The sequence below is a fragment of the Vulgatibacter sp. genome, assembly GCF_041687135.1.
Lineage (GTDB): Bacteria > Myxococcota > Myxococcia > Myxococcales > Vulgatibacteraceae > JAWLCN01.
In genome coordinates this window covers 858408-877739 of sequence record NZ_JAWLCN010000001.1, presented here as the reverse complement: position 1 = coordinate 877739, position 19332 = coordinate 858408, and the positions used below count along the sequence as shown (strand labels likewise).

Annotated in this window: 15 protein-coding genes; 5 read left to right on the top strand and 10 right to left on the bottom strand. The window is 71.8% G+C overall.

What is annotated here, in order from left to right:
- A partial coding sequence (locus tag ACESMR_RS03940; RefSeq protein WP_373045200.1) for an RNA-guided endonuclease InsQ/TnpB family protein occupies nucleotides 1–1027 on the bottom strand: 1027 nt, incomplete at its 3' end.
- A complete protein-coding gene (locus tag ACESMR_RS03935) occupies nucleotides 1024–1560 on the bottom strand; it encodes an IS5 family transposase (RefSeq protein ID WP_373045232.1) in 537 nt (178 codons plus the stop codon). The genes ACESMR_RS03935 and ACESMR_RS03940, both read right to left, overlap by 4 nt.
- 150 nt (nucleotides 1561–1710) lie before the next feature.
- Here ACESMR_RS03935 and ACESMR_RS03930 point away from each other — a divergent pair, with 150 nt between their 5' ends.
- Nucleotides 1711–3921, top strand: coding sequence for a GAF domain-containing protein (locus tag ACESMR_RS03930; RefSeq protein ID WP_373045199.1), 2211 nt, complete (start codon nucleotides 1711–1713; stop codon nucleotides 3919–3921).
- Here the strand turns inward: ACESMR_RS03930 and ACESMR_RS03925 are convergent, their stop codons facing one another.
- The 3 genes from ACESMR_RS03925 to ACESMR_RS03915 all read right to left on the bottom strand — a co-directional run bounded on the left by ACESMR_RS03925 (nucleotide 3922) and on the right by ACESMR_RS03915 (nucleotide 7842).
- Nucleotides 3922–5397, bottom strand: a complete 1476-nt coding sequence (locus ACESMR_RS03925; protein ID WP_373045198.1) for a hypothetical protein — start codon at nucleotides 5395–5397, stop codon at nucleotides 3922–3924.
- 133 nt (nucleotides 5398–5530) lie between these two features.
- A complete protein-coding gene (locus tag ACESMR_RS03920) occupies nucleotides 5531–6589 on the bottom strand; it encodes a hypothetical protein (RefSeq protein ID WP_373045197.1) in 1059 nt (352 codons plus the stop codon).
- Between the two features lie 50 nt (nucleotides 6590–6639).
- Complete coding sequence (locus tag ACESMR_RS03915) at nucleotides 6640–7842, bottom strand: aminotransferase class V-fold PLP-dependent enzyme (RefSeq protein WP_373045196.1); 1203 nt, start codon at nucleotides 7840–7842, stop codon at nucleotides 6640–6642.
- A gap of 138 nt (nucleotides 7843–7980) precedes the next feature.
- Between ACESMR_RS03915 and ACESMR_RS03910 the strand changes: the two genes are divergently transcribed.
- Nucleotides 7981–8988 (top strand): thiamine pyrophosphate-dependent dehydrogenase E1 component subunit alpha, encoded by a 1008-nt coding sequence (locus ACESMR_RS03910; protein WP_373045194.1) that lies wholly within the window; start codon nucleotides 7981–7983, stop codon nucleotides 8986–8988.
- Nucleotides 8989–8990: 2 nt separating this feature from the next.
- Nucleotides 8991–10046, top strand: a complete 1056-nt coding sequence (locus tag ACESMR_RS03905) for an alpha-ketoacid dehydrogenase subunit beta (protein WP_373045193.1) — start codon at nucleotides 8991–8993, stop codon at nucleotides 10044–10046.
- Nucleotides 10047–10109: 63 nt separating this feature from the next.
- Here ACESMR_RS03905 and ACESMR_RS03900 read toward each other — a convergent pair whose 3' ends face one another.
- The gene (locus ACESMR_RS03900) at nucleotides 10110–10565 is read right to left on the bottom strand and encodes a DUF192 domain-containing protein (RefSeq protein ID WP_373045192.1); all 456 of its coding nucleotides are present in this window, start codon (nucleotides 10563–10565) and stop codon (nucleotides 10110–10112) included.
- Nucleotides 10562–12835 (bottom strand): di-heme oxidoredictase family protein, encoded by a 2274-nt coding sequence (locus ACESMR_RS03895; RefSeq protein ID WP_373045190.1) that lies wholly within the window; start codon nucleotides 12833–12835, stop codon nucleotides 10562–10564. The genes ACESMR_RS03900 and ACESMR_RS03895 overlap by 4 nt, the downstream gene beginning before the upstream one ends.
- Before the next feature lie 315 nt (nucleotides 12836–13150).
- Here ACESMR_RS03895 and ACESMR_RS03890 point away from each other — a divergent pair, with 315 nt between their 5' ends.
- Entirely contained in the window at nucleotides 13151–13798 is a 648-nt protein-coding gene (locus tag ACESMR_RS03890) for a hypothetical protein (RefSeq protein WP_373045188.1), read from the top strand.
- Between the two features lie 78 nt (nucleotides 13799–13876).
- Here the strand turns inward: ACESMR_RS03890 and ACESMR_RS03885 are convergent, their stop codons facing one another.
- Nucleotides 13877–14473, bottom strand: coding sequence for a CDP-alcohol phosphatidyltransferase family protein (locus ACESMR_RS03885; protein ID WP_373045230.1), 597 nt, complete (start codon nucleotides 14471–14473; stop codon nucleotides 13877–13879).
- A gap of 220 nt (nucleotides 14474–14693) precedes the next feature.
- Between ACESMR_RS03885 and ACESMR_RS03880 the strand changes: the two genes are divergently transcribed.
- Entirely contained in the window at nucleotides 14694–15641 is a 948-nt protein-coding gene (locus ACESMR_RS03880) for a GNAT family N-acetyltransferase (RefSeq protein ID WP_373045187.1), read from the top strand.
- 10 nt (nucleotides 15642–15651) lie between these two features.
- Here the strand turns inward: ACESMR_RS03880 and ACESMR_RS03875 are convergent, their stop codons facing one another.
- Nucleotides 15652–16179 carry a hypothetical protein gene (locus tag ACESMR_RS03875; RefSeq protein ID WP_373045185.1) on the bottom strand — a complete coding sequence of 176 codons (528 nt, stop codon included), beginning with the start codon at nucleotides 16177–16179 and terminating at the stop codon, nucleotides 15652–15654.
- 71 nt (nucleotides 16180–16250) lie between these two features.
- Complete coding sequence (locus ACESMR_RS03870; protein ID WP_373045184.1) at nucleotides 16251–19325, bottom strand: CehA/McbA family metallohydrolase; 3075 nt, start codon at nucleotides 19323–19325, stop codon at nucleotides 16251–16253.
- Between the last annotated feature and the right edge of the window lie 7 nt (nucleotides 19326–19332).

Sequence of the window (19332 nt, the reverse complement as noted above, 5' to 3'; positions counted from 1 at the left end):
TCGCCCAGGCGCTGTCGGCGAGGGAGCGCGCCAGTCGGGTCCGCATCAGCCCCGCCGTGGACAGCGTCTCGAGGACCAGGTGGCCGTGGGTCTGGGCCAACCGACTCGAAACGCGGCGCACGAAATGGCGGCGTACATTCCCGATGCGCTGGTGGAATTTCGCGAGACGCATGCGCGCCTTGGCGCGGTTGCGTGAGCCCTTCTTCTTGCGGGTCAAGCTCCGGCTGAGCCGCCGCAGCTTCGGCAGCGAGCTGCGCAGCGGACGCGGGGCGTCGATGCGCTCGACTTCCCGCCCCCTCGCATCGGCCAGCACGGCGAAGGTCTGCAGCCCCCGGTCGATGCCAACCGGCTCACGAGCCTCGTCGCTTGCACGCTGCAGCGCTGGATGCAGCGGGGCTGCCTCGAGGTTGAGGCTCACCCGCCAGCGGCCGCCGAGCTGGTGGGAGATGGTGGCGAACAAAATCCTCGCGCGCCCGTTCCGCAGCATGCGCCGCAGCTTGCGGGTGTCCTCGCGCACCCCCAACGTTCCGACCTTGGGCAGCCGGATGCTGCGGGCCTGCCCTTCGGCACCAATTCGGATCTCGGCCCTCTCGCCCCGGCCCTTGCTTCGGATCCGGAACGACTGCCGCGCGTCGGAGCGCTTCTTGAATCGAGGGAAACCAGCGGTCTTGCCACCCGATTTGCGACGGGCCGAGAACGCCTGGAGTGCGCACCCGAGATCGACTGCAGCTTCCTCGAAGACCTGCTGGGTTACTTCTCCGCGCCAGGCGAGGCCCGCGTTTCCCTGCTCGTCGAGCCCTGCCTCGGCGGACCTCTTCCAGCGGTTGAACGCATTGATGAGGTCGAATCCCGACCACGGCACCTGAACCTCGGCGTTGACCTTCCTCGCTTCGAGCGCATCCTTCACGAGGCGCAACGCCTGGTTGAAGGCGAAGCGAGCCGCGCCCGCGTGGCGCCACAACACCTGCTCCTGGGCAGCGGTCGGCTGCAGTGTGAAGCAGAAGGTGGTGTGGCGGGTCGCGCTCACGCCGTCCACCCCGAAAGCACTACCAGCGCCGAGGCCAATGCCACCACCGCACCGTACGACGATGCGGTCCTGTCGTAGCGGGTCGCAACCCGCCGGAAGGCCTTCAGCCGGCCGAAGAGCCTCTCGATCACGTAGCGCTGCGCGTACGCCTCGGCATCGAGCGGCCGCTGCACCTTGCGGTTCCTGCGGGAAGGAACGACGGCCGCCATGTCCTGGGCGGCGATGGACGCCAGGAGGGCATCGCTGTCGTAGGCACGGCCCCCGACGACCGCTCGCCCGCGCAGGCCCCGTAGCAGCCGGTCCGCCTGCGTCACGTCGTTCACCTCGCCGCCAGTCAGCACGTAGCGCACCCTCCTTCCGCGGTCCCAGACTTCGGCCTGAACCTTTGTGGTGAAGCCGCCCCGTGATGGTCCATGGGCCTGGCTCTTTCGCCCGCCCTCCTTGTCCGAGCGCCGGCGGCATGCGGGTGGCCTTTCACGATCGTGGCGCCATTCGCTCCCACTGTTTGTCGGTAAGGCCTCGGCGTGGCGCAGCGCTCAGCATGACGCCACACTGAACGCCCGTATCTCTCCCTGCAATGCCCCGTCCGGGCGGGGCGAAACTGTCGACAAGCACTAGCGGGCCGACCGGTGGGTTGATCCTCGCAGGCGCCGGTCGGATGCTTGACGGATGCGGGGGCGACCTTGAGCGACGAAGAGCGGGGACCTGCACGGCCGGACGCGCCGCTCGATCTCGAGGGGCTGCCGCAGCGGTTGGCGGAGGATCGCGCCCGGGTGGCGCGGGCCGTGGCCAGCGCAGCGGCACACGTGGCGTCGGAAGAGCACTTCGCCTCGGTGCTCGCCGAGATCGTCGGCCAGAGCGAGGCCCTGGGCGCTCGAGCGGCGCAGCTCTTCCTCGCGGAAGGCAACGCGCTGCGCCTCGTCGCCTGGCGGGAGGTCCCCGCCGCGCTCGTGCACCAGATGGGGCACGTGCCCTTCGACGCGCCGCTCTTCGCGGCGAAGGCCGCGCGGACCGGCAGGATCCAGGTGGGGACGGAGGCCGACCTGGGCGACGAGCACGCGATCGCCCGCAGGCTCCTCGCGACCACCGGGGCGCGGAGCATCGTCGCCGCCCCCCTCGTGCTCGAAGGCAGGGTGGCGGGCGTCGTCTCCTGGCTCCGGAGCGCGCCGGATCGCCCCAGCACCGCCGAGCTCGCGGCGACCGAATCGCTGGTGCAGGTCTACGCGGTGGCGCTCGAGAACGCCCGGCTCCGGGAACGGGATCAGCGGCGCAAGGCGTTGCAGGAGGCGGTCCGCCTGGCCGTGCTTCGGATCGGAGGGACTCTCGATCTGCAGGCGGTGCTCCAGATCGTGGTGGACGAGGGACGGGCGATCGTCGGCGCCCGCTACGCGGCCCTCGGGATCACGCAGGGGGACGATGCCGCGATGCCCTTCTCCCCCTGGGCCTTCAGCGGCGTCGCTCCGGCGGTGCGCGACGCGATCGGCAGGGATCCCCGGCCGGTGGGCCTCCTGGGTGCGGTGCCGCGGGAGGGTCGTCCGATCCGGCTCCTCGATCTGCACGTCGATCCGCGCTTTCGCGGCTTCCCGCCGGGCCATCCCGAGATGCGGAGCTTCCTCGGCGTGCCGATCCGCTTCCAGGGCCAGAGCGTCGGCAACCTCTACTTCGGCGAGAAGATCGGTGGCGCGGCGTTCACCGACATCGACGAGGAAGCGGCGGTGCTGCTCGCCACCCACGCAGGCGTGGCGATGGAGAACGCCCGGATCCACGGGCAGCTCCTCGAGGAGGTGGAGCGGCGCAAGGTGGCGGAGGCGGAACGGGAGCGCCTCCTCGGCGCCCTCGAGTCGGAGCACCGGTGGCTGCGGGAAGTGGTGGAGCGCTCGCCGGTCGGCATCCTCCTCTTCGATGCCTACAGCGGCACGATGAAGGCGAACCGCCGGGCCGAGGCGATCACCGGCATGAAGATCGATCCGGCCCGGGGCAGGGAGCAGCTCGTCGGCTGCCTCGAGACGGTGGACGGCAGGAAGCTCCTGCTCGAGGAGCTTCCCTGCTCCATCGCGCTGGGAGGGGTGATCGTGCAGCCGGCGGAGTACCGCTTCCGCTCGCCTGGAGGCCGGCTGGTGCCGCTGCGCATCGGCGCCACGCCCATCCTCGGGCCGCGGGGAACGATACTCGGCGCGGCGGAGGTGCTCGACGACATCAGCGATGCCAAGGAGCTCGAGCGGATCCGGGAGGAATGGAATTCGGTGGTGGCCCACGACCTCCGGCAGCCGCTCACCACCATCAGCGCCTTCGCGGCGGTGATCGCGAAGGCGCCGGATCGGCCCGCCGAGGTACGGAAACACGCCGAGCACATCCGCACCGCTGCCCGCAGGCTCGACCGGATGATCGGCGATCTGCTCGAGGTCTCGCGGCTGGAGACCAGGCGCCTCACCCTCGACCTCGCCCCGACCGATCTGGAGGCACTGGTCCGGGACGCCGTGGCGAGGGCCGCGCCGGAGATGCGCGATCATCCGGTGGAGCTGGGGCTGGAGAAGGGGCTCCCGCCGCTGCCGGTGGACGCGGCGCGGATCGAGCAGGTGCTCTTCAACCTCCTCACCAACGCGGCAAAATACGGCTATCCCGGGACGCCGATCACCGTGCAACTCCACCGCCTCGCCCAGGCGATCGAGATCGCCGTCTCGAACGAGGGCGGGGGGATCGCCGCAGCGCAGATGCCGCGGATCTTCGATCGCTTCCACCGGACCCCGGCAGCGCAGCAGGGTGCGCAGCCGGGGCTCGGTCTCGGGCTCTACGTGAGCCGTGGGCTGGTGGAGGCCCACGGCGGCCAGCTCGTCGCGGAGAGCGAGCCGGGGAAGGTCACCACCTTCCGGATCCGGCTGCCGCTCCGTCGCTGATCAGTTGTCGAGGGCGCCGGCGCCGATCCAGTTCTCGATGATCTGGATGTTGGCGCTGGAGAGCGCCGTCCCGCCGTAGGGCATCCGGGAACCGCAGATGCCCGGGCTCCCCTTCACCTTGGCCACGAGGTAGCTGGTCGAGGGCGAGCTCGGCGAGACGAAGGTCCTGCTGGTGCAGCCGCTCGCGGAGACGCTCACCATGTTGGCGTAGGCCGTCGCTGCGCTCGAGAGGGAGAGGCCCGCGCTCGGCGAGCTGCCGGAATGGCAGCTGGTGCAGCTCGCCTGGAGGATCGGGTAGACGTCGTTGGCCCAGGAGACGGTCGCGTCCCACTCGCAGAGGTTGCTGGCGGTGTCGCAGACCTGGCCGCCGGTGCAGGTGCCGCAGGAGCCGCCGCAGCCGTTGTCGCCGCACTGGGCGCCGGGGGCGCAGAAGGGCTGGCAGACGCACTGGCCGACGCCGTTGCAGCGCTCGCCGACGGGGCAGGTGCCGTCGCCGGCGTCGCCGCAGAAGCCGCCGCAGCCGTCGGCTCCGCATTCGCGCCCGGTGCAGTCGGGGATGCACGCGCATTCCCCCACCTCGCTGCAGGTCTCGGGTGCGGTGCAGCTGCCGCAGGTGCCGCCGCAGCCGTCGTCGCCGCAGGCGCGGCCGTCGCAATCGGGCGTGCAGGTATCGACGCAGGTGCCCTGCAGCGTGTCGCACACCTGGGTGCCGGTGCAGTCGCCACAGCTCCCGCCGCAGCCGTCGTCCCCGCAGGTCCTGCCGTCGCACTGCGGAACGCAGACGCAGCTCCCGCTCTCGTCGCAGGTCTCGGTCTCGTCGCAGCTGCCGCAGGAGCCGCCGCAGCCGTCGTCGCCGCAGGTGCGGCCGGTGCAATCCGGCGCGCAGACGCACTGGCCGCTCGCGTCGCAGGCCTCGGTGTCGTCGCAGGTGCCGCAGGAGCCGCCGCAGCCGTCTTCACCGCAGCTCTTGCCGGTGCAGTCGGGGATGCAGGCGAGGCCGTCGTACCAGCTCTCGAGGCCGTCGATGAGGCACGTCTCCAGCGGCGAGCTCGGCGGCATGGTGCCGGTCTTGAGCTTGGTGAGGATCCCCTCGGCGTGGCGGATCACGTCGGACTCGGTGTCGAAGTCGACGCCGACGGGCGCGTTGCCCCGCGCCGAGCCGGTGCGCGTCGCCGAGTGGCAGCCGAGACAGCTCGCCTCCATCATCGGCGCGACGAAGTCCTCGTAGGTCCGGGGCGCGTCGCAGAGCGGGTGGACCGAGCCGCCGGTACCGCCGGTGCCCCCCGTGCCACCGGTTCCGCCGGTTCCGCCAGTGCCACCGGCGCCGCCGGTGCCGCCGGTCGCGCCGCTGCCGCCGCTGCCGGCCTCACCGCCAGGCGAATCCGTGGTGCCGCCACAGGCGACGAAGAACAACACGCACAACAGCCCTGCCGCGCGCGCCAGCGTGGCGCAGCGCCCTTCGTGCTTCGAGGTCATGTCGGTTCTCCCCCGGCGGTTCCGTGCGACGACCGCCGATTTCCCGGCCACCAGCGTACGCCAGAAGGGGAGTCGATCGGCAAGGGCCTGTATACGCTTTTGCAGCGCCGCGCTGCGACACGCACCGCCGGTATCAGTCGGCCAGAGCGCCGCGGCCGATCCAGGCGCGGAGGGTCGCGATCTCCCCGCTGGTGAGGTCGGGCACGCTGCCCCCAGGCATTTTCGCGCCGCTGCACATCCCGACGCCGGTCACCTTGGCCACCAGATAGCTCTCCTCCGGCAGCCCCGGCTCGACGAGCATCCGGCTGCCGCAGCTCGCAGGTGTATTCACCAGACCGGCCCAGGCGAGGCTCGCCGAGGAGAGATCGAGGTCCGCGGACGCGCGGTTTCCCGCGTGGCACGAGGTGCACTTGGCCTCGAAGATCGGCATCACGTGGCCGGAGAGGGTCCGCTCCGGCCAGGCGCAGCGGCCGGCGTCGCCGCAGGCCTGCCCCGCATCGCAGCTGCCGCAGCTGCCGCCGCAGCCGTCGTCGCCACAGGTGCGCCCCTCGCAGCTCGGCGTGCAGACGCACTGCCCTGCCCCGTCGCAGGAATCGCCGCCCGCGCAGCTCCCGCAGGATCCGCCGCAGCCGTCGTCGCCGCAGACGCGCCCCGCGCAATCGGCGGAGCAGGTGTCGGAGCATGCGCCCTCGCGGGTGTTGCAGACGAGCCCGCCCTCGCAGGTGCCGCAGCTGCCGCCGCAGCCGTCGTCGCCGCAGACGCGGCCGGTGCAGTCGGGCGCGCAGACGCAGGCGCCGTCCTCGCAGGTGTCCTCGCCGGAGCAGCTCCCGCAACTGCCCCCGCACCCGTCGTCGCCGCAGACCCGGCTCCCGCAGTCCGGCACGCAGGCGCCTGGAACGCAGGCACCTGCTGCGTCGCAGCGCAGCCCCTCGTCGCAGGTGCCACAGCTCCCGCCGCAGCCGTCGTCGCCGCAGGCCCTGCCGCTGCAGGCGGGGGTGCAGCCGTCGGGCACGCAGGCGCCGGCTTCGCAGCGCAGCCCCTCGTCGCACGTGCCGCAGCTTCCGCCGCAGCCGTCGTCGCCGCAGACGCTGCCGCCGCAGGCGGGCGTGCAGACGGCGGCTGGTTCGGACGGCTCGGTGACCGAGCCACAGGAGAGGAGGAAGAGGGCGGCGATCCAGGCGAGGTGCAACATGGGTCGCTACGCTACCGGCCGCCGCGTTGTAGGTACAAGTTCTCTCAACCTCAGCGCCGCGCGAGCGCGCCGGCTGCCTCGACCACGTGGGCGACGCCTGCGTCGATCTCCTCGTCGACGAGGTAGGGCGCGGGCCCGAGGCGGAGCACGTCGCCGCGGGCGTCGGTGAAGACCCCCCGGGCCCGGAGCGCCTCGACCAGCTTTCCCGCGAAGGGTGTGCGGATCGCCACGAAGCCGCCCCGCCGGACGGGATCCCGGGCTGCGATCGGCTCGAGGCCCACCGCGGTCGAGTCCAGGGCGTCGAGGCGCTCGAGGATCCGGGTGGTCTGCCGCACGGAGATCCCCCGCAGCGCCTCGACGGAGAGGCCATGGGCCTCGAAATGATCGAGCACCGCCGCCGCCCGGTAGAAGGCCGAGGCGTCGTAGGTGGCGCCGGCGAAATTGGCGGCGCCACCGGCGAAGCCCACCGGGCGCCTGCCCTCGCCCCGGGGCTGGGCCAGATCGCCGAAGTCGGCGAACCAGCCGGTGTAGATCGGCCGGCGCTCACTGCCGGGCGGCACCCGGAGGAAACAGACGCCGTCGCCGAATTGCGCGTATTTGTAGCCGCCGGCGGTGACGTAGACCTCGCCCGGCAGATCGGCGAGCGGCAGCGGCACCACGTTGAAGCCGTGATAGGCGTCGACGAGGAGCGCCGCGCCGACCGCCTGCGCCTTGCTGGCGATGGCCTCGAGGTGGGGCAGCACGAACGAATCCTCGAAGAGCACCGCGCTCACCGCCACCAGGGAGGTGCCGGGGACGATCGCCTCGACCAGGCGCTCGGCCAGGGTGGCGCGCTCCCAGCCGTCGACCCAACGCACCTGGACCCCCGCCTCCTCCACCCGGCGCAGCTGCCGGTCGAGGGAGTGGAACTCGGAGGTGGTGGTGACCACCCGGGTCTCGGGGCCGAAGGGCCAGCAGGTGAGGAGGCGGAAGACCAGCTCGTGGGTGGAGCGGCCGAAGGCGATCCCCTCGCCCTGCCCGTAACCGAGGCGCTCGGCGACCCCCCTGGCGACCCGCTGCACGATGGGGTCGATCGCCGCGCCCCATTTGTCGTCGACGAAGGCGGCGGCGTCGTCGAAGACGCGCGCCTGCGCCGCCCGGGCCACGTCCGGCCAGGCCTGGTGCGAGTGGCCGGTGAGGAGGATGCGGCCCTCCCGGAGGAAGGCGGAGTAGGCGGGGCGCAGGGAGCGCGGGTCGAAGGCGGCGTGCGACATGCAGGCACCTTAGCGAAGAGCCCCGGCGCCGTCAGCCCGCCTCTGGCGCGGCTGACGCGATGCACCAGCGAGTTGGGGGTGAACCCGGAAGCCTTTTCGGTTATAGGGGTCGCGCCCCTTTAGGCCAGGAGACTCCACATGTCCCGTCCTCGTTTGGTCGACTCTGCCAAATCAGGGCCCTCGCTCGCCCCCGAGCAGCTCGTCCGGATGCATGACCTGATGGTGAAGGCCCGCGTCCTCGAGGAGCGCCTGATCCAGATGTACAAGCAGGGCGACGGCTACTTCTGGATCGGCGGCCCCGGCGAAGAGGCCTTCAACGTGCCCCTCGGCCTGCTGATCAAGAAGGGCAAGGGCATCGACCACGATTACCTGCACTTCCACTACCGCCAGTCCGCCACCCTTCTCGCCATGGGCGAGGAGCCGATCGGCGCGCTGCGGCAGATGAAGAACACCGCGACCGATCCCTACTCGGGCGGCCGCAACTTCGCGGGGCATTTCTCCAAGGCGGAGTGGAACCTCACCCCGGTGACCTCGCCGATCGAGGTGCAGTACCAGACCGCCATCGGCACGGGCCTCGCCCAGAAGCGCCACGGCGGCGACTCGATCACCATCGTCACCGGTGGCGACGCCGGGACCGCCGAAGGCGATTTCGCCTCCTGCCTGGTCTGGTCGTCGCGCCCGGGCAAGGAGCTGCCGATCCTGATGATCGTCACCCACAACAAGTGGGGCATCTCCACCGCCTCTTCGACCCAGCAGGGCGCCCGCTCGATCGCCGATCGCGGCAGCGCCTTCGGGATCAAGAACAAGGTGATCGACGGCAACGACCCGGTGAACGCCTACCGGGAGCTCCAGGAGGCGATGGAGTACGTGCGCAAGGAGCGCAAGCCCTTCCTCCTCGAGGCCACCGTCTCCCGCCTCTACGGCCACTCCTCCGCGTCGGGTGCGAACTTCGTCACCGGCGAGGTCGATTGCATCGCGCAGTTCGAGCAGAAGCTCGAGGAAGGCGGCGTGATGACCCGGCAGGCGATGGACGAGGTCCGCGAGCGCTGGACCGCGGAGATCTCGGCGATGGCCAAGCAGGCCCGCGAGGAGCCGCTGCCCGCCCCCGAGAGCATCTGGAACAACATCTACTGGGAGAAGAAGTAGTCATGGCGAACATGGCACAGGCCATCCGCATGGCCCTCCATTACGGCGAGGAGAACCTCGGCGTCACCGACATCTTCGGCGAGGACGTCGGTGCTCCCCTCGGCGGCGTCTTCACCTGCACGCAGGGCCTGAAGACCACCTGGAACACGCCGCTCGACGAGCGCGGCATCATCGGCGCCGCGATGGGCCTCGCGATGGCGGGGCAGCGCCCCGTCGCCGAGATCCAGTTCGCCGACTACGTCTTCAACACCATCGACCTGCTCAAGCTCGCGGGCAACACCTGCTGGGCGACGAACGGCGACTGGCATCTGCCGATGGTGGTGATGACGCCGGTGGGCGCCGGCATTCGCGGCTCCATCTACCACTCGCACTCCTTCGACGCGATGATGAGCCACATCCCGGGCTGGAAGATCGTGATGCCGTCGAATCCCCTCGACGCCTACGGTCTGCTGCTCTCCGCCGTGCAGGAGGAGAACCCGGTGATGTACCTGCCGCCCAAGGCGCTGATGCGCGTCCGCGGCGAGGAGCTGATCCCCGGCGAGCCCACCGAGGCCCGCGAGCTCTCGAAGCTCATCGACGCGCCGCTCGGCGACCGCTCGCAGTGGAAGGCCCAGTGGCCCAACCTCGAGTACTACGCGGTGCCGATCGGCAAGGGGAAGATCGTCCGCGAAGGCACCTCGATGACGGTGGTGAGCTGGGGCCGCACCGTGCCGATGTGCGCCGAGGCGGCGAAGCAGCTCGAGGCCGAGGGGATCTCGGTGGAGCTCATCGATCTGCGGACCATCTGGCCCTACGACTGGGAGATGGTGAAGGCCTCGATCGAGAAGACCGGCAAGGTCCTCTACGTGAACGAGGACACCGAGATCACCAACTTCGGCGAGCACCTCATCCGCCGCACGGTGGACGAGCTCTTCTTCAAGCTGATGGCGGCGCCGAAGCTCGTGGCCGGCAAGCACGTGCCGGGCATCGGCCTCTCCGATCCGCTCGAGCGCGCCTCCGTGCCGCAGAGCGACGACATCGTCACCGCGATGCGCGCCCTCGCTTCCGAGCAGCCGTAAGCGCTTCTCCCCGGTGACGAAGCGGCCCCCCGCCCTCCTCCCGAGGCGCGGGGGTTCGTCGTTTCAGCGCACCTCGACCGCATCGCCGACCTGCAGCGGAAAGGTGCCTGCCGGCGTCTCGAGGACCACATCGACGGCGACGCCCTCTCCATAGATCGGGCAGTTCTCGCAGGGCGCGTCGCAGGGCGGCGCCTCGGCGACCGCCACCACGATCCCATCGCGGACGAAGGCGAGGTCGAGGTCGAAGAAGACCTCGCACATCCAGATCGGCAGCGGCGTGCCGGGCGCCTCGTTGACCAGCAGCAGGCCGGTGACGTCACAGCGCCTGTGCTGCAGCCCGCGCATGCGCTTCTCGTCCGAATCGGCGATCTCCACCGGCAGCGACGCGTCGCCGCTGCGCACGGTGGCCGCGGGCGCCTGCACCAGCGCCTCCGGGCTCTCCTCGCAGCCGCCGTCCCGCGTATCCGGAACGGCGCAGCTGGCGAAGAGCATCGCCGCGAGAGCGAAGGGGCGGATCACAGCGAACCCAGGAAGCGCAGCAGGGCGGCGCGTTCCCCTGGTGCGAGATCGTCGTAGGCCCTGCGCGAAGCGAGGGCCGTGCCGCTGTGCTGGTAGATCGCGTCCTCGATCGTGGGCGCGCCGGCGTCGTGCATCCACGGGCCGGTGCGCGAGAGGCCCCAGAGCGGCGGGGTCCGAAACTCCCTGCCGCCGGTGGTTTCGGTGGGGATGCCCTTGTACCCTGCAGGCGCCACGTCGTGGAGGAGGAGGTCGCTGTAGAGCGGCACGCCGTCGAGCGCCGGCACGTGGCAGGCGTCGCAGCCGATCCGCGCGAAGAGCGCTGCGCCCTCCGGCTCGTCGGCGGTGGGGGCGAGGGGCGCGAGCTGCTGGAGGAAGAAGGTCATCGCCTCCAGCGGCGCCAGCGCCAGCTCGGGATCGGCGATGCCGTCCTCGTCGCGCGCTGCGCCGAAGGAGAGTCCCTCGGCGTCAGCGACGGTGAAGCCCAGCTCATTCGAGTGGGCGTCGCGGACGAACTCGGCGAGCGAGGGCACGTCGGCCTTCCAGCCGAAGCGGCCGAGCCTGCCGTCCGCGAGGCGCGAGACCCTGCCGCGGATCCCGTCGCCATCCGCGTCGTCCGGGTCGGCGTTGGCGAGGATCGCCGCCTCGGCGATCCCCTCGACGAGGCCGAGGCCCAGCGCCGAAGGGGATTTGCGGCGCTCGATCACGTCGTAGGTCGCCTCCAGCCGCGGCACCCACGGCGCCGAGAGGCGGGGCAGGATGGTGCCGTCGGGCTGCGGCGGGAAGAAGGTGTCGAGCACCCATTTGCCCGCGCGGATCACCGTCACGTCGAGCTGGCCGGCGCCGCCGATCACCGGGTGGCCGTGGCAGGAGCGGCAGCTGTCGGCGTTGAAGAGCGGCGAGCCCAGCCCCTCGGCCAGGTGTGTGTCCCGGTCGAAGAGGCGCCGGCCCTCCAGCCAGCGGGCTTCCTCGGCGGCGTCGAGGGCACGCAGCGGTCCGCCGGGCTCTCCCGGTGCGGGGATGGGCGCCTCCTGCGGGAGGAGGCCGTCGGTGCGCTCGGCGGCGCCGCCCAGCGAGACGAGGAAGGCGACGAGATCCGCCTGCTCTTCCGGCGTGCTGGCCTCGAAGCGCTCGCGGGACTTCTCCCCTTCCCCGCCGTGCCAGCGGATCGCCTCCTCGAGGGTGTCGGCCCTGCCGTCGTGGAGGTAGGGCGCCGACGCGGCGATGCCCCAGAGCGGCTGGGTCCGGAACTCGGCGCCGGTGGCTTCGCCCATCTCGATGCCGTCGGCCATCTCCGGGCCGAGATCGTGGAGGAGCAGGTCCGAGTAGAGCGGGATCGGGCCCCGCGGCCCCTCGAGGGCCGGGGTGTGGCAGGCGTCGCAGCCGAGCTGCCCGAAGAGCGCCCTGCCCCGCTCGCTGGCAGGCGTCGGCGCGTCGGGCGGCGGCGGCGCGAGGAGCATGGCGAAGCTGACCACCGCGAAGAGATCGGGTGGCGAAAGCTCGGGATCGGGGACGAGATCCTCGTCGACGAGGGGCCGTCCCGGCGGCGCCACCTGGCCCTGGCGCACGCTGCCGAGGCCGGCCCTGCTCGCGCCCACCGCGGAGGGGACCGGCAGGCGCGCCTTGTCGTAGTCGCTCAAGGGGGCGGAGGTGACGCCGAGGTGGTTGTTCATCGGGCCGCGGATGAAGCCCTCGATGCTCACCGTCTGGGCCTTGCGGCCGAAGCGGCCCACGAAGCCGTCCTCGTAGTTGGGCCTGCCGCTGATCCCGTCGCCGTCGCGGTCCTCCGGATCGGCGCCTGCGAGGATCACGCGCTCGGGGAGCTCGGCGATGAGGCCGGTGCCGAAGAAGGGCAAGGCGTTGCGCTGGGCGGCGATGGTGATGTCGCTGCCGATGGGCGGGCGGACCCGCTCCTCGCCGAGGCCGTAGCCGTGGGCGATGCCGCCGTAGGGGCCGGGCTCGAAGCCGAATTCGCCGGTGCGGCCGATCAGGTAGAAGTTCCGGTAGCGCCCGGAGGTGCCGCCGAAGACCGGCTTGAGGTGGCAGCTGCCGCAGGAGACGACGTTGAAGCGGGGGCCGAGGCCGTCCGCTTCCGTCCAGACCCGCTCCACCACCTCGAGCCCCCTGGCGAAGTCGTCGCGCTGCGCCTCGGTGGCAAAGGGATAGGGCTGCCCGAGGGGCGCGAAGATCTCGCGGGAGAGCGGGGGCCGCTCGTCCTCGGCGGGGCAGGCGGCGAGGACGAGGGCGACGAGTGGCAACAGGCGGCGGAGCATCTGCGGGTCCTCGGGCGGCGACGTGTGAAGCCTACCGTAGGGGGCGCCGGGGAAAAAGGTCCCAGGTGTCCGTATTTCCAGCCGTTCCAGAAGCGAACGGCGGCCCACCCCCGCCGTGCGCCCGTGGGACCGATGGCGGCGCCGAGCCTCCCGGAGAGAGTCGGGCGATCCCGCGAAGCATCCCGAGGTCGCGAGAAACCGCTCGGCGGAAGTGCTGCCCGACCACACGAAGGTTGCACCGCGGCAGGGATGCGGTATGGACGGTCACGTCCAGCAACGGACGCAACCCGATTCGACTCCCTGGGGAGGAGCAACATGACGCAGCGGATTCTGGTGGCCCTTGGCCTCGCGGCAGCCCTGGCCTTCGCAGGCCCGATGGCCTGCGGCACCGACGACGACGACGAGGGTGGCAACGGCGGCACGGGTGGCGTCGGCGGCACCGGCGGGACCGGTGGCGTCGGCGGCGCTGGTGGTACCGGCGGAGCGGGTGGCGCCGGTGGAGCCGGCGGCGCTGGTGGTACCGGTGGCGCTGGCGGCTCCGGCGGCGCAGGTGGTGCCGGCGGCTCCGGCGGCGGCGAGCCCGTCGACTTCACCTTCTCCGGCACCGGCTTCACGCCGAACGCCGAGATGTGGTTCGGCTACGCGGTGCTCGACCGCGACGGCAACGTGGCCCTCGAGGGCGGCGAGGTGCTGGACACCACCGGCACCTTCTCCTTCACCACCGAGGATGCGCTCACGAGCGGCACCCAGTACGTGCTGAAGTATTACGCCGACGTGAGCGGCGATCACACCTGCGGCCCGATCCCTGCGGGCCAGGGCGGCGTGGCGGCAGACGCCATCTGGTTCCAGGACCTCGGCGAGGTGGGCACCGACACGACGATCGAGGTCACCTACGACACGAACTTCTACGCCAGCGACGACGCCTGCGACGGCCTCCCCGACGAGCCGGCGATCGGCATCTGATCGCCTCGCGTTCGCGGAAGCAAAGCGGCGGCGCTCCCTCCCGGGGGCGCCGCCGCTCTTCGTTCGAGGAGTGGACGATCAGGGCTTGGGGATCCGCAGCGTCTTGCTGATCATCGCGCTGCCGCTCAGGGCGTAGAGCAGCACCAGCGGGTGGAAGCGCCACGGCCCGACCAGCAGCTCGCCGAAGGGCAGCCGCGCGCCGAACCAACCCTTCATCGCCAGGAAGGCCAGCAGCGCCACGAGGAGCAGGCTGCTGGGGATCGGCGTTCCCTCGAAATATTTCACCTTGCCTGCGTCGTCGCTCATCGCCGCCGCGGTGGTGTTGTAGCGCGCCAGCCTGCTGATCCCGCAGGCGACGAAGTAGATCAGCACCAGCGCGTCCCAGCCGCCCTGCATGCCCATCGCGAAGGCGAGGCCCGCAGGCGCCACGCCGAAGGAGACGAGATCGGCGAGGGAATCGAGCTCCTGCCCCAGCGGCGAACTCTTCCGGCGCCAGCGTGCGATCCGCCCGTCGGCGATGTCGAAGAGGAGCGAGAGCGGCAGGAGCGCGAAGGCGAGCCAGAGGAAGGCGGGCTCGCCCTCGGCGAGGAACTTCATCGTCGCCAACACCGCGCCCATGCCGGCGAAGCCGTTGAGGAGCGTCACCAGGTCCGCGAGCTGGAAATCGCGGATCATCGAGAAGCGCCGCTGCTTCGGTCGCGGCGTCCGCCGGAAGCGTTTGCTCACGCACCCTCCGCGCAGCAGCAGACCGCGGGGGCGCCGAGGTGATCGATCATGGCCGGGAGACCTCCGAATCAGCGGATTCTGCGCAGCTTCGCCCGTTGCAAGCCAGCGCTTTGGAGGCGAAGGTGCAGCCCCGGCCGCCGCGAGGCAACCGCAAAGCAGGAGGGAAGCCGTGCAGCTCGTCGTCGCCACCGAAGAGGAGAAGCGCTCCCGTGATCCGCTCACCCACCGCGCGTGGGGCCAGCGGATCTCCCAGGCTGCCTGGTTCAGGCGGGAGGAGCGGCTCCGCGCCCATCCGTGGTGCGGAAGCGGGATGACCACCTGGCTCTGGAAGGACGAGGCGGGCGCGGTCCTCGCCTCCTGCGAGACCTTCCGGATGCGCAGCCTGCGCCGGCACGAGGGCGCGGAGCAGGAGGGCGTGGGCTTCGGCGTCGCCTCCGTCTTCACCGAGGAGCGGCTCCGCGGCAGGGGCCACGCGCTGGCGATGATGCAGGCGCTCTCCGCCGAGCTGCGCCGGTGCGAGCCCCGGGCCCACGCGATCCTTCTCTTCTCCGAGGTCGGAGCGACCCTCTACCAGCGGGCCGGCTACGAGCCCCGGCTCTGCCACGATCGGATCTTCGCGGTGGAGGCCGCCGCCGCAGCCCCTGCCGAGGCGCGGTGGATCGGAGAGCACGAGGTCGAAGGCGCCCTCGCCCGCTTCGCCCTGCCGGACGCGCCCTTCGTGGCCTGGCCCACGGCGGCGCAGATCGACTGGCACCTCGAGCGGGCGCGGATCTACGCGGAGGCCCTGGGACGCGGGCTCCCGGCGACCTGCGGCGTCGAGCTCCCCGGCGCGCGGGCGCTCTGGGCCGCCGACTACAAGAACGAGCGGCTGGCGATTCTCCTCGCGGAGGCGGCGGATCCCGGCGCGGCGCAGCAGCTGGTGCAGGCCGCTTCCGCAGCGGCGCTGGCGGCGGGGCTCGCCGAGGTCCGGATCTGGGAGACGCCCTCGCTCCCCCTGCAGCCCGAGGCAGGCAGGCGGGTGCCCCGCGACGACGACGCCCTGCCGATGCTGCTGCCCCTGGCCCCCGGCGTGCTGGCCGAGGATTGGCGCGACATCCCGCGGGCGCTCTGGGTGTGAAACGTCCGGGTCAGTCGATCGAGCAGCCGGCGATCCGGCCCACCCACGCCTCGCGGTTGTGCTGCCACTCCATGGTGGGCACCCAGCGGACGTAGAAGGACTTCGCCTTCTCCACGGCCTCGAGCTCGCACTTGGCGGTGAAGCGGCGCAGGCGCTCCCGATCGATCGAGGGGGGGTCGGCGGCGAGTTTCTTCGCCAGCGCCGGCTCCTTCCAGAGATCGGGGATGAGGAAGAGCACGTTGTCGACGGTCATGTAGGGAGCGAGCACCGGCTTTTCTCCCGCGTCGGCCCAGGGCTTGCCGTCCTCGTCGAAGGCGCAGCGGGCGCCGCCGACCTCGTCGTTGCCCGCGCAAGCGAGGTCGTTGGCGTCGGCGGTGACCAGGGTGATGCTCACCGGGATCTTCTTGCCGGCAGCGATCTGCCGCGTGGGGGTGCGGGTCTTGCCGATGTCCGGATAGAGCCCGGTCACGAGCAGGAAGATCGCCAGGGCCACGGCGGAGAAGAGGATCGTCTGGCGCTCGGAGGAGAGGGACGACATAGGCCTCGTGTTTTGACACACCGCCACCGGCCCGGCAACGGCCGGGCGGGCGGCGGTCGCACGCGAGCGGGTCAGTGCCGGTGGTTCAGGTGCTCGAGCCGCTCGTGGAAGGCGGCCTCGTCGGCGGGAGGCGGGGCTGCCGCCCGGCCGGGGGCGCCTGTGGGGACGAGCCCCTGCTCCATCGCCTGCAGGAGCGGGAAGCGGTCGAAGCCGCCCCCGTCCACGTCGACGAAGATCGGGTTGGTGAAGGCCGCCGCCCGGGCCGCCCTGCCGCCGGTGTCGTAGGCGATGGGCGAGAGCGTGGGCGGCACCACCTCCCCCTCCTCCAGGCCGTCCGCCGCCTTGGTCACCGTGCGGACGAGGACGATGTAGAAGGTGTCGGCTGCAGGAGCGAAGCGGAAGGTCCGCTCGACCCGGTAGGCCGGATGATCGCCGCCGCCCTCGAATCCGTCGACGGTGAAGGCCGGGTCCGCCAGGTCGATCCGCGCGCTGGCGGCGGCGCCGTCGGCCTGCACCGCCACCGCGTCCGGCGGGAGGAGCGGGTTCCAGATCCCGTTCACCGCCGCGGCCTCCGGACGCCACGAGAAGACCTCGATCCGGTTGAACTTCGCCCAGCGCGGCGACTGCACGACGACCCGGAGCTCCAGCTCCCCGCCGCCGGTGGCGAGGGTCTCGCCCACGCCTGCGGTCGCGCCGCCGCTCGCAGCCTCCACGGTGACGAAGGGCGCCGAGCCACCCACCACCCTGCCCGCGTTCACCGCCGCGGCGAGCGCCGCCACGTCCACAGTTGCGGGATCGTCGTCGCCGAGGAAGACCCAGCTCCTGGGGGAGCCGGGGCCGGAGGAGGCGAGCTTGTGGGTGTCGGAGACCGCGGTGCCCGTCACCACGAAACCCTGGCCGAGGAAGGTGGTCCAGTCGTTGAGCAGCGCGCGGAAGTTGCCCTCGCTGAAGCCGTTGAGGATCTCGATGGCGGTGAAGTCCTTCGAGAAGAGCTTCGAGTCCACCGCCGGATCCTCGCCGTTCGGCTCCATCCGGAAGAAGACCGGATCGGCGTGGGTGGCCAGCGTCGCGGTGTCGACCCGGAGCGCGTCGAGGTGGACCATCGAGTTGCCCTCGCTGCGCGCGTGGTTGAGCTGCACCACCTCGGCGCCGCGCTCCCTGGCCGCGGCGAAGATTCCCGCCGGCGTCAGGGTGGGGCCACGGCCGCCGGCCCAGTCGATCGCGCCGCCGTTGCGCTGGCCCGGATCGACGGTGAGCGGGAAGGCGTTGACGTGGCCGTAGTCGAAGGTGGTGACCTCGGTCCCGACGATGGTGCGGATCTGCGAGGTGGCGCCGAGGGCCTCCACCTCGGGGCCGAGGTCGGTCACGTATTCGTGATCGGTCTGGACCAGCACCTCCACCTGCTCGGCGAGGAAGGAGACGACCCTGTCGCGGTTGGGCACCGGCGAGTCCGGGGAGTTGATCGCGTGGACGTGGAAGTCGGCGCTGATCCAGCCGGTGGTGTCGATGACGCGCGCCACCGGCGCCACCACCTCGGCGGTCTCGCCTGCGCCGACGGCGACCGCGTGGCCGTGGCCGGTGTCGGGGAAGTCGGCGGGGAAGGTGTCGTATTCGGCGCCGCGGCTCACCAGCACCTCCCACGGTCCCGCGGGGAGCTCGAAGCGGATCGTGCCGGAGAGGTCGGCGTGGCCGATGGCGAAGACACCCTCGGGAAGCGGATCGGCGCCGACGTCCCGGAAGCGGGTCTCGGCGTCGCGGGGCGTGGCACAAGGTCCCGCGCAGAGGACGTGGACGCGGCCTGCGGTCGGGAGATCGCCGTTGGCGTCGCGGACCTGCACGGTGAGGGTGCCGGTGGCCCCGAGCTCCAGGGTCGCTGCCGCAGGGCCGCCGGAGGTGACGCGGATCGGCTGCTCCCCGGAGAGCTGGCCGGGGAGGCTGGCGAGGAGCCGGTAGTCGCCAGCAGGCAGGCTTCCCTCGAAGGCGCCGGCTTCGTCCGCGACGAAGACCGTCTCGGTGATCTCCCTGCCCCCGCTGGTGCGCACCGCAGCGACGCGGGCGCCAGCGGCGGGGCGATCGCCAGCCAGCACCGTGCCCCGCACCGTGCCGGTCTCGTCGCCACGGAGCGCGGCGATCTCCGCGGTGATCGCCGCGAGACTCGCGCCGGGGACGATGCGCCGCTCGTAGCTCGCGCGCCCGCCGGCGGGGACGATCAGCGCGCCGGAGGGCGGGGCCTGCAGGTCCAGCTTGCCGGTGTACTCGAAGAGCGACGAGGAGCCCTGCAGCGTGCCGGTGACGCCGGAGGTGGAGAGGACCTGGTTCTTCTGGTTGCCGTCGCCGGGCACCAGGGCGTAGCCGCCGGTCGCGCCCACCCAGGCGAGAAAGGGCGCGTCCTTCGGCGTGGAGGAGGAACCCCAGCCGTCGCCGAGGTGGGGATTGAAGGCCTCGACGTTGCCGCCGGAATCGACCAGATCGCCGACGCCCAGGACCAGGGTCTCGCCGGAGGTGTTGCAGAAGGCGGTGATCTGGACGAGGTGGCCGCTGCCCGGCGCGAGGACGAAATACGAGGTGATCGCAGCGGGAACGGGCTTTTCCCCGTCGATCGCCAGGTCGCTGCCCCCGAGCGCGTTGCGCAGGAGGCTCCCCACCGCCACGTAGTCGTTCACCGTGTCGCGCCCGTTGACCGCCACCACCGCCGCCCTGCCGTCGCTGCCGTCGTGGAGCACGAAGACGTCCGCCTCGGCCTCGGGGTCGGTGGTCCGGCCGAGGTTGTAGAAGGGCGCGATCTCGCCGAGGACGTCACGGCCGGGCTCCCCATCGCGGACCACGTCGATGTCGATGAGGTTGCCGCCGTAGGGGTTGACGCCGATGGTGCGGTCCGAGCCCTGCACCACCGCGCGGAGGCGGTCGTTCTCGAGGAGGAAATCGCCGACCACGCCCTGTGCCGCCTCGCCGCCGACGAGGTCGGCCTCGCCGGCGATGCGGCGGGCGCTCGCCGCGCCCGCGCCGCCGGTGCGAAAGGGCGCGAGATCGATGGCGCAGATCGGCTGGGTCCCGGTGTCGACGGGGCCCTTCTTCCCCGCGTCCGGATCGTTCGACGAGCAGGCGGCGAGCGTGGCGGCTACGAGGATCGGGAGCTGGCGGCGCATGCTTCCT

Coding starts and splice junctions, on each gene's coding strand:
- ACESMR_RS03925 (WP_373045198.1), bottom strand. CDS start 5,397: ATGACCTCGAAGCACGAAGGGCGCTGCGCCACGCTGGCGCGCGCGGCA.
- ACESMR_RS03920 (WP_373045197.1), bottom strand. CDS start 6,589: ATGTTGCACCTCGCCTGGATCGCCGCCCTCTTCCTCCTCTCCTGTGGC.
- ACESMR_RS03915 (WP_373045196.1), bottom strand. CDS start 7,842: ATGTCGCACGCCGCCTTCGACCCGCGCTCCCTGCGCCCCGCCTACTCC.
- ACESMR_RS03910 (WP_373045194.1), top strand. CDS start 7,981: ATGTCCCGTCCTCGTTTGGTCGACTCTGCCAAATCAGGGCCCTCGCTC.
- ACESMR_RS03905 (WP_373045193.1), top strand. CDS start 8,991: ATGGCGAACATGGCACAGGCCATCCGCATGGCCCTCCATTACGGCGAG.
- ACESMR_RS03895 (WP_373045190.1), bottom strand. CDS start 12,835: ATGCTCCGCCGCCTGTTGCCACTCGTCGCCCTCGTCCTCGCCGCCTGC.
- ACESMR_RS03890 (WP_373045188.1), top strand. CDS start 13,151: ATGACGCAGCGGATTCTGGTGGCCCTTGGCCTCGCGGCAGCCCTGGCC.
- ACESMR_RS03885 (WP_373045230.1), bottom strand. CDS start 14,473: ATGATCCGCGATTTCCAGCTCGCGGACCTGGTGACGCTCCTCAACGGC.
- ACESMR_RS03875 (WP_373045185.1), bottom strand. CDS start 16,179: ATGTCGTCCCTCTCCTCCGAGCGCCAGACGATCCTCTTCTCCGCCGTG.
- ACESMR_RS03870 (WP_373045184.1), bottom strand. CDS start 19,325: ATGCGCCGCCAGCTCCCGATCCTCGTAGCCGCCACGCTCGCCGCCTGC.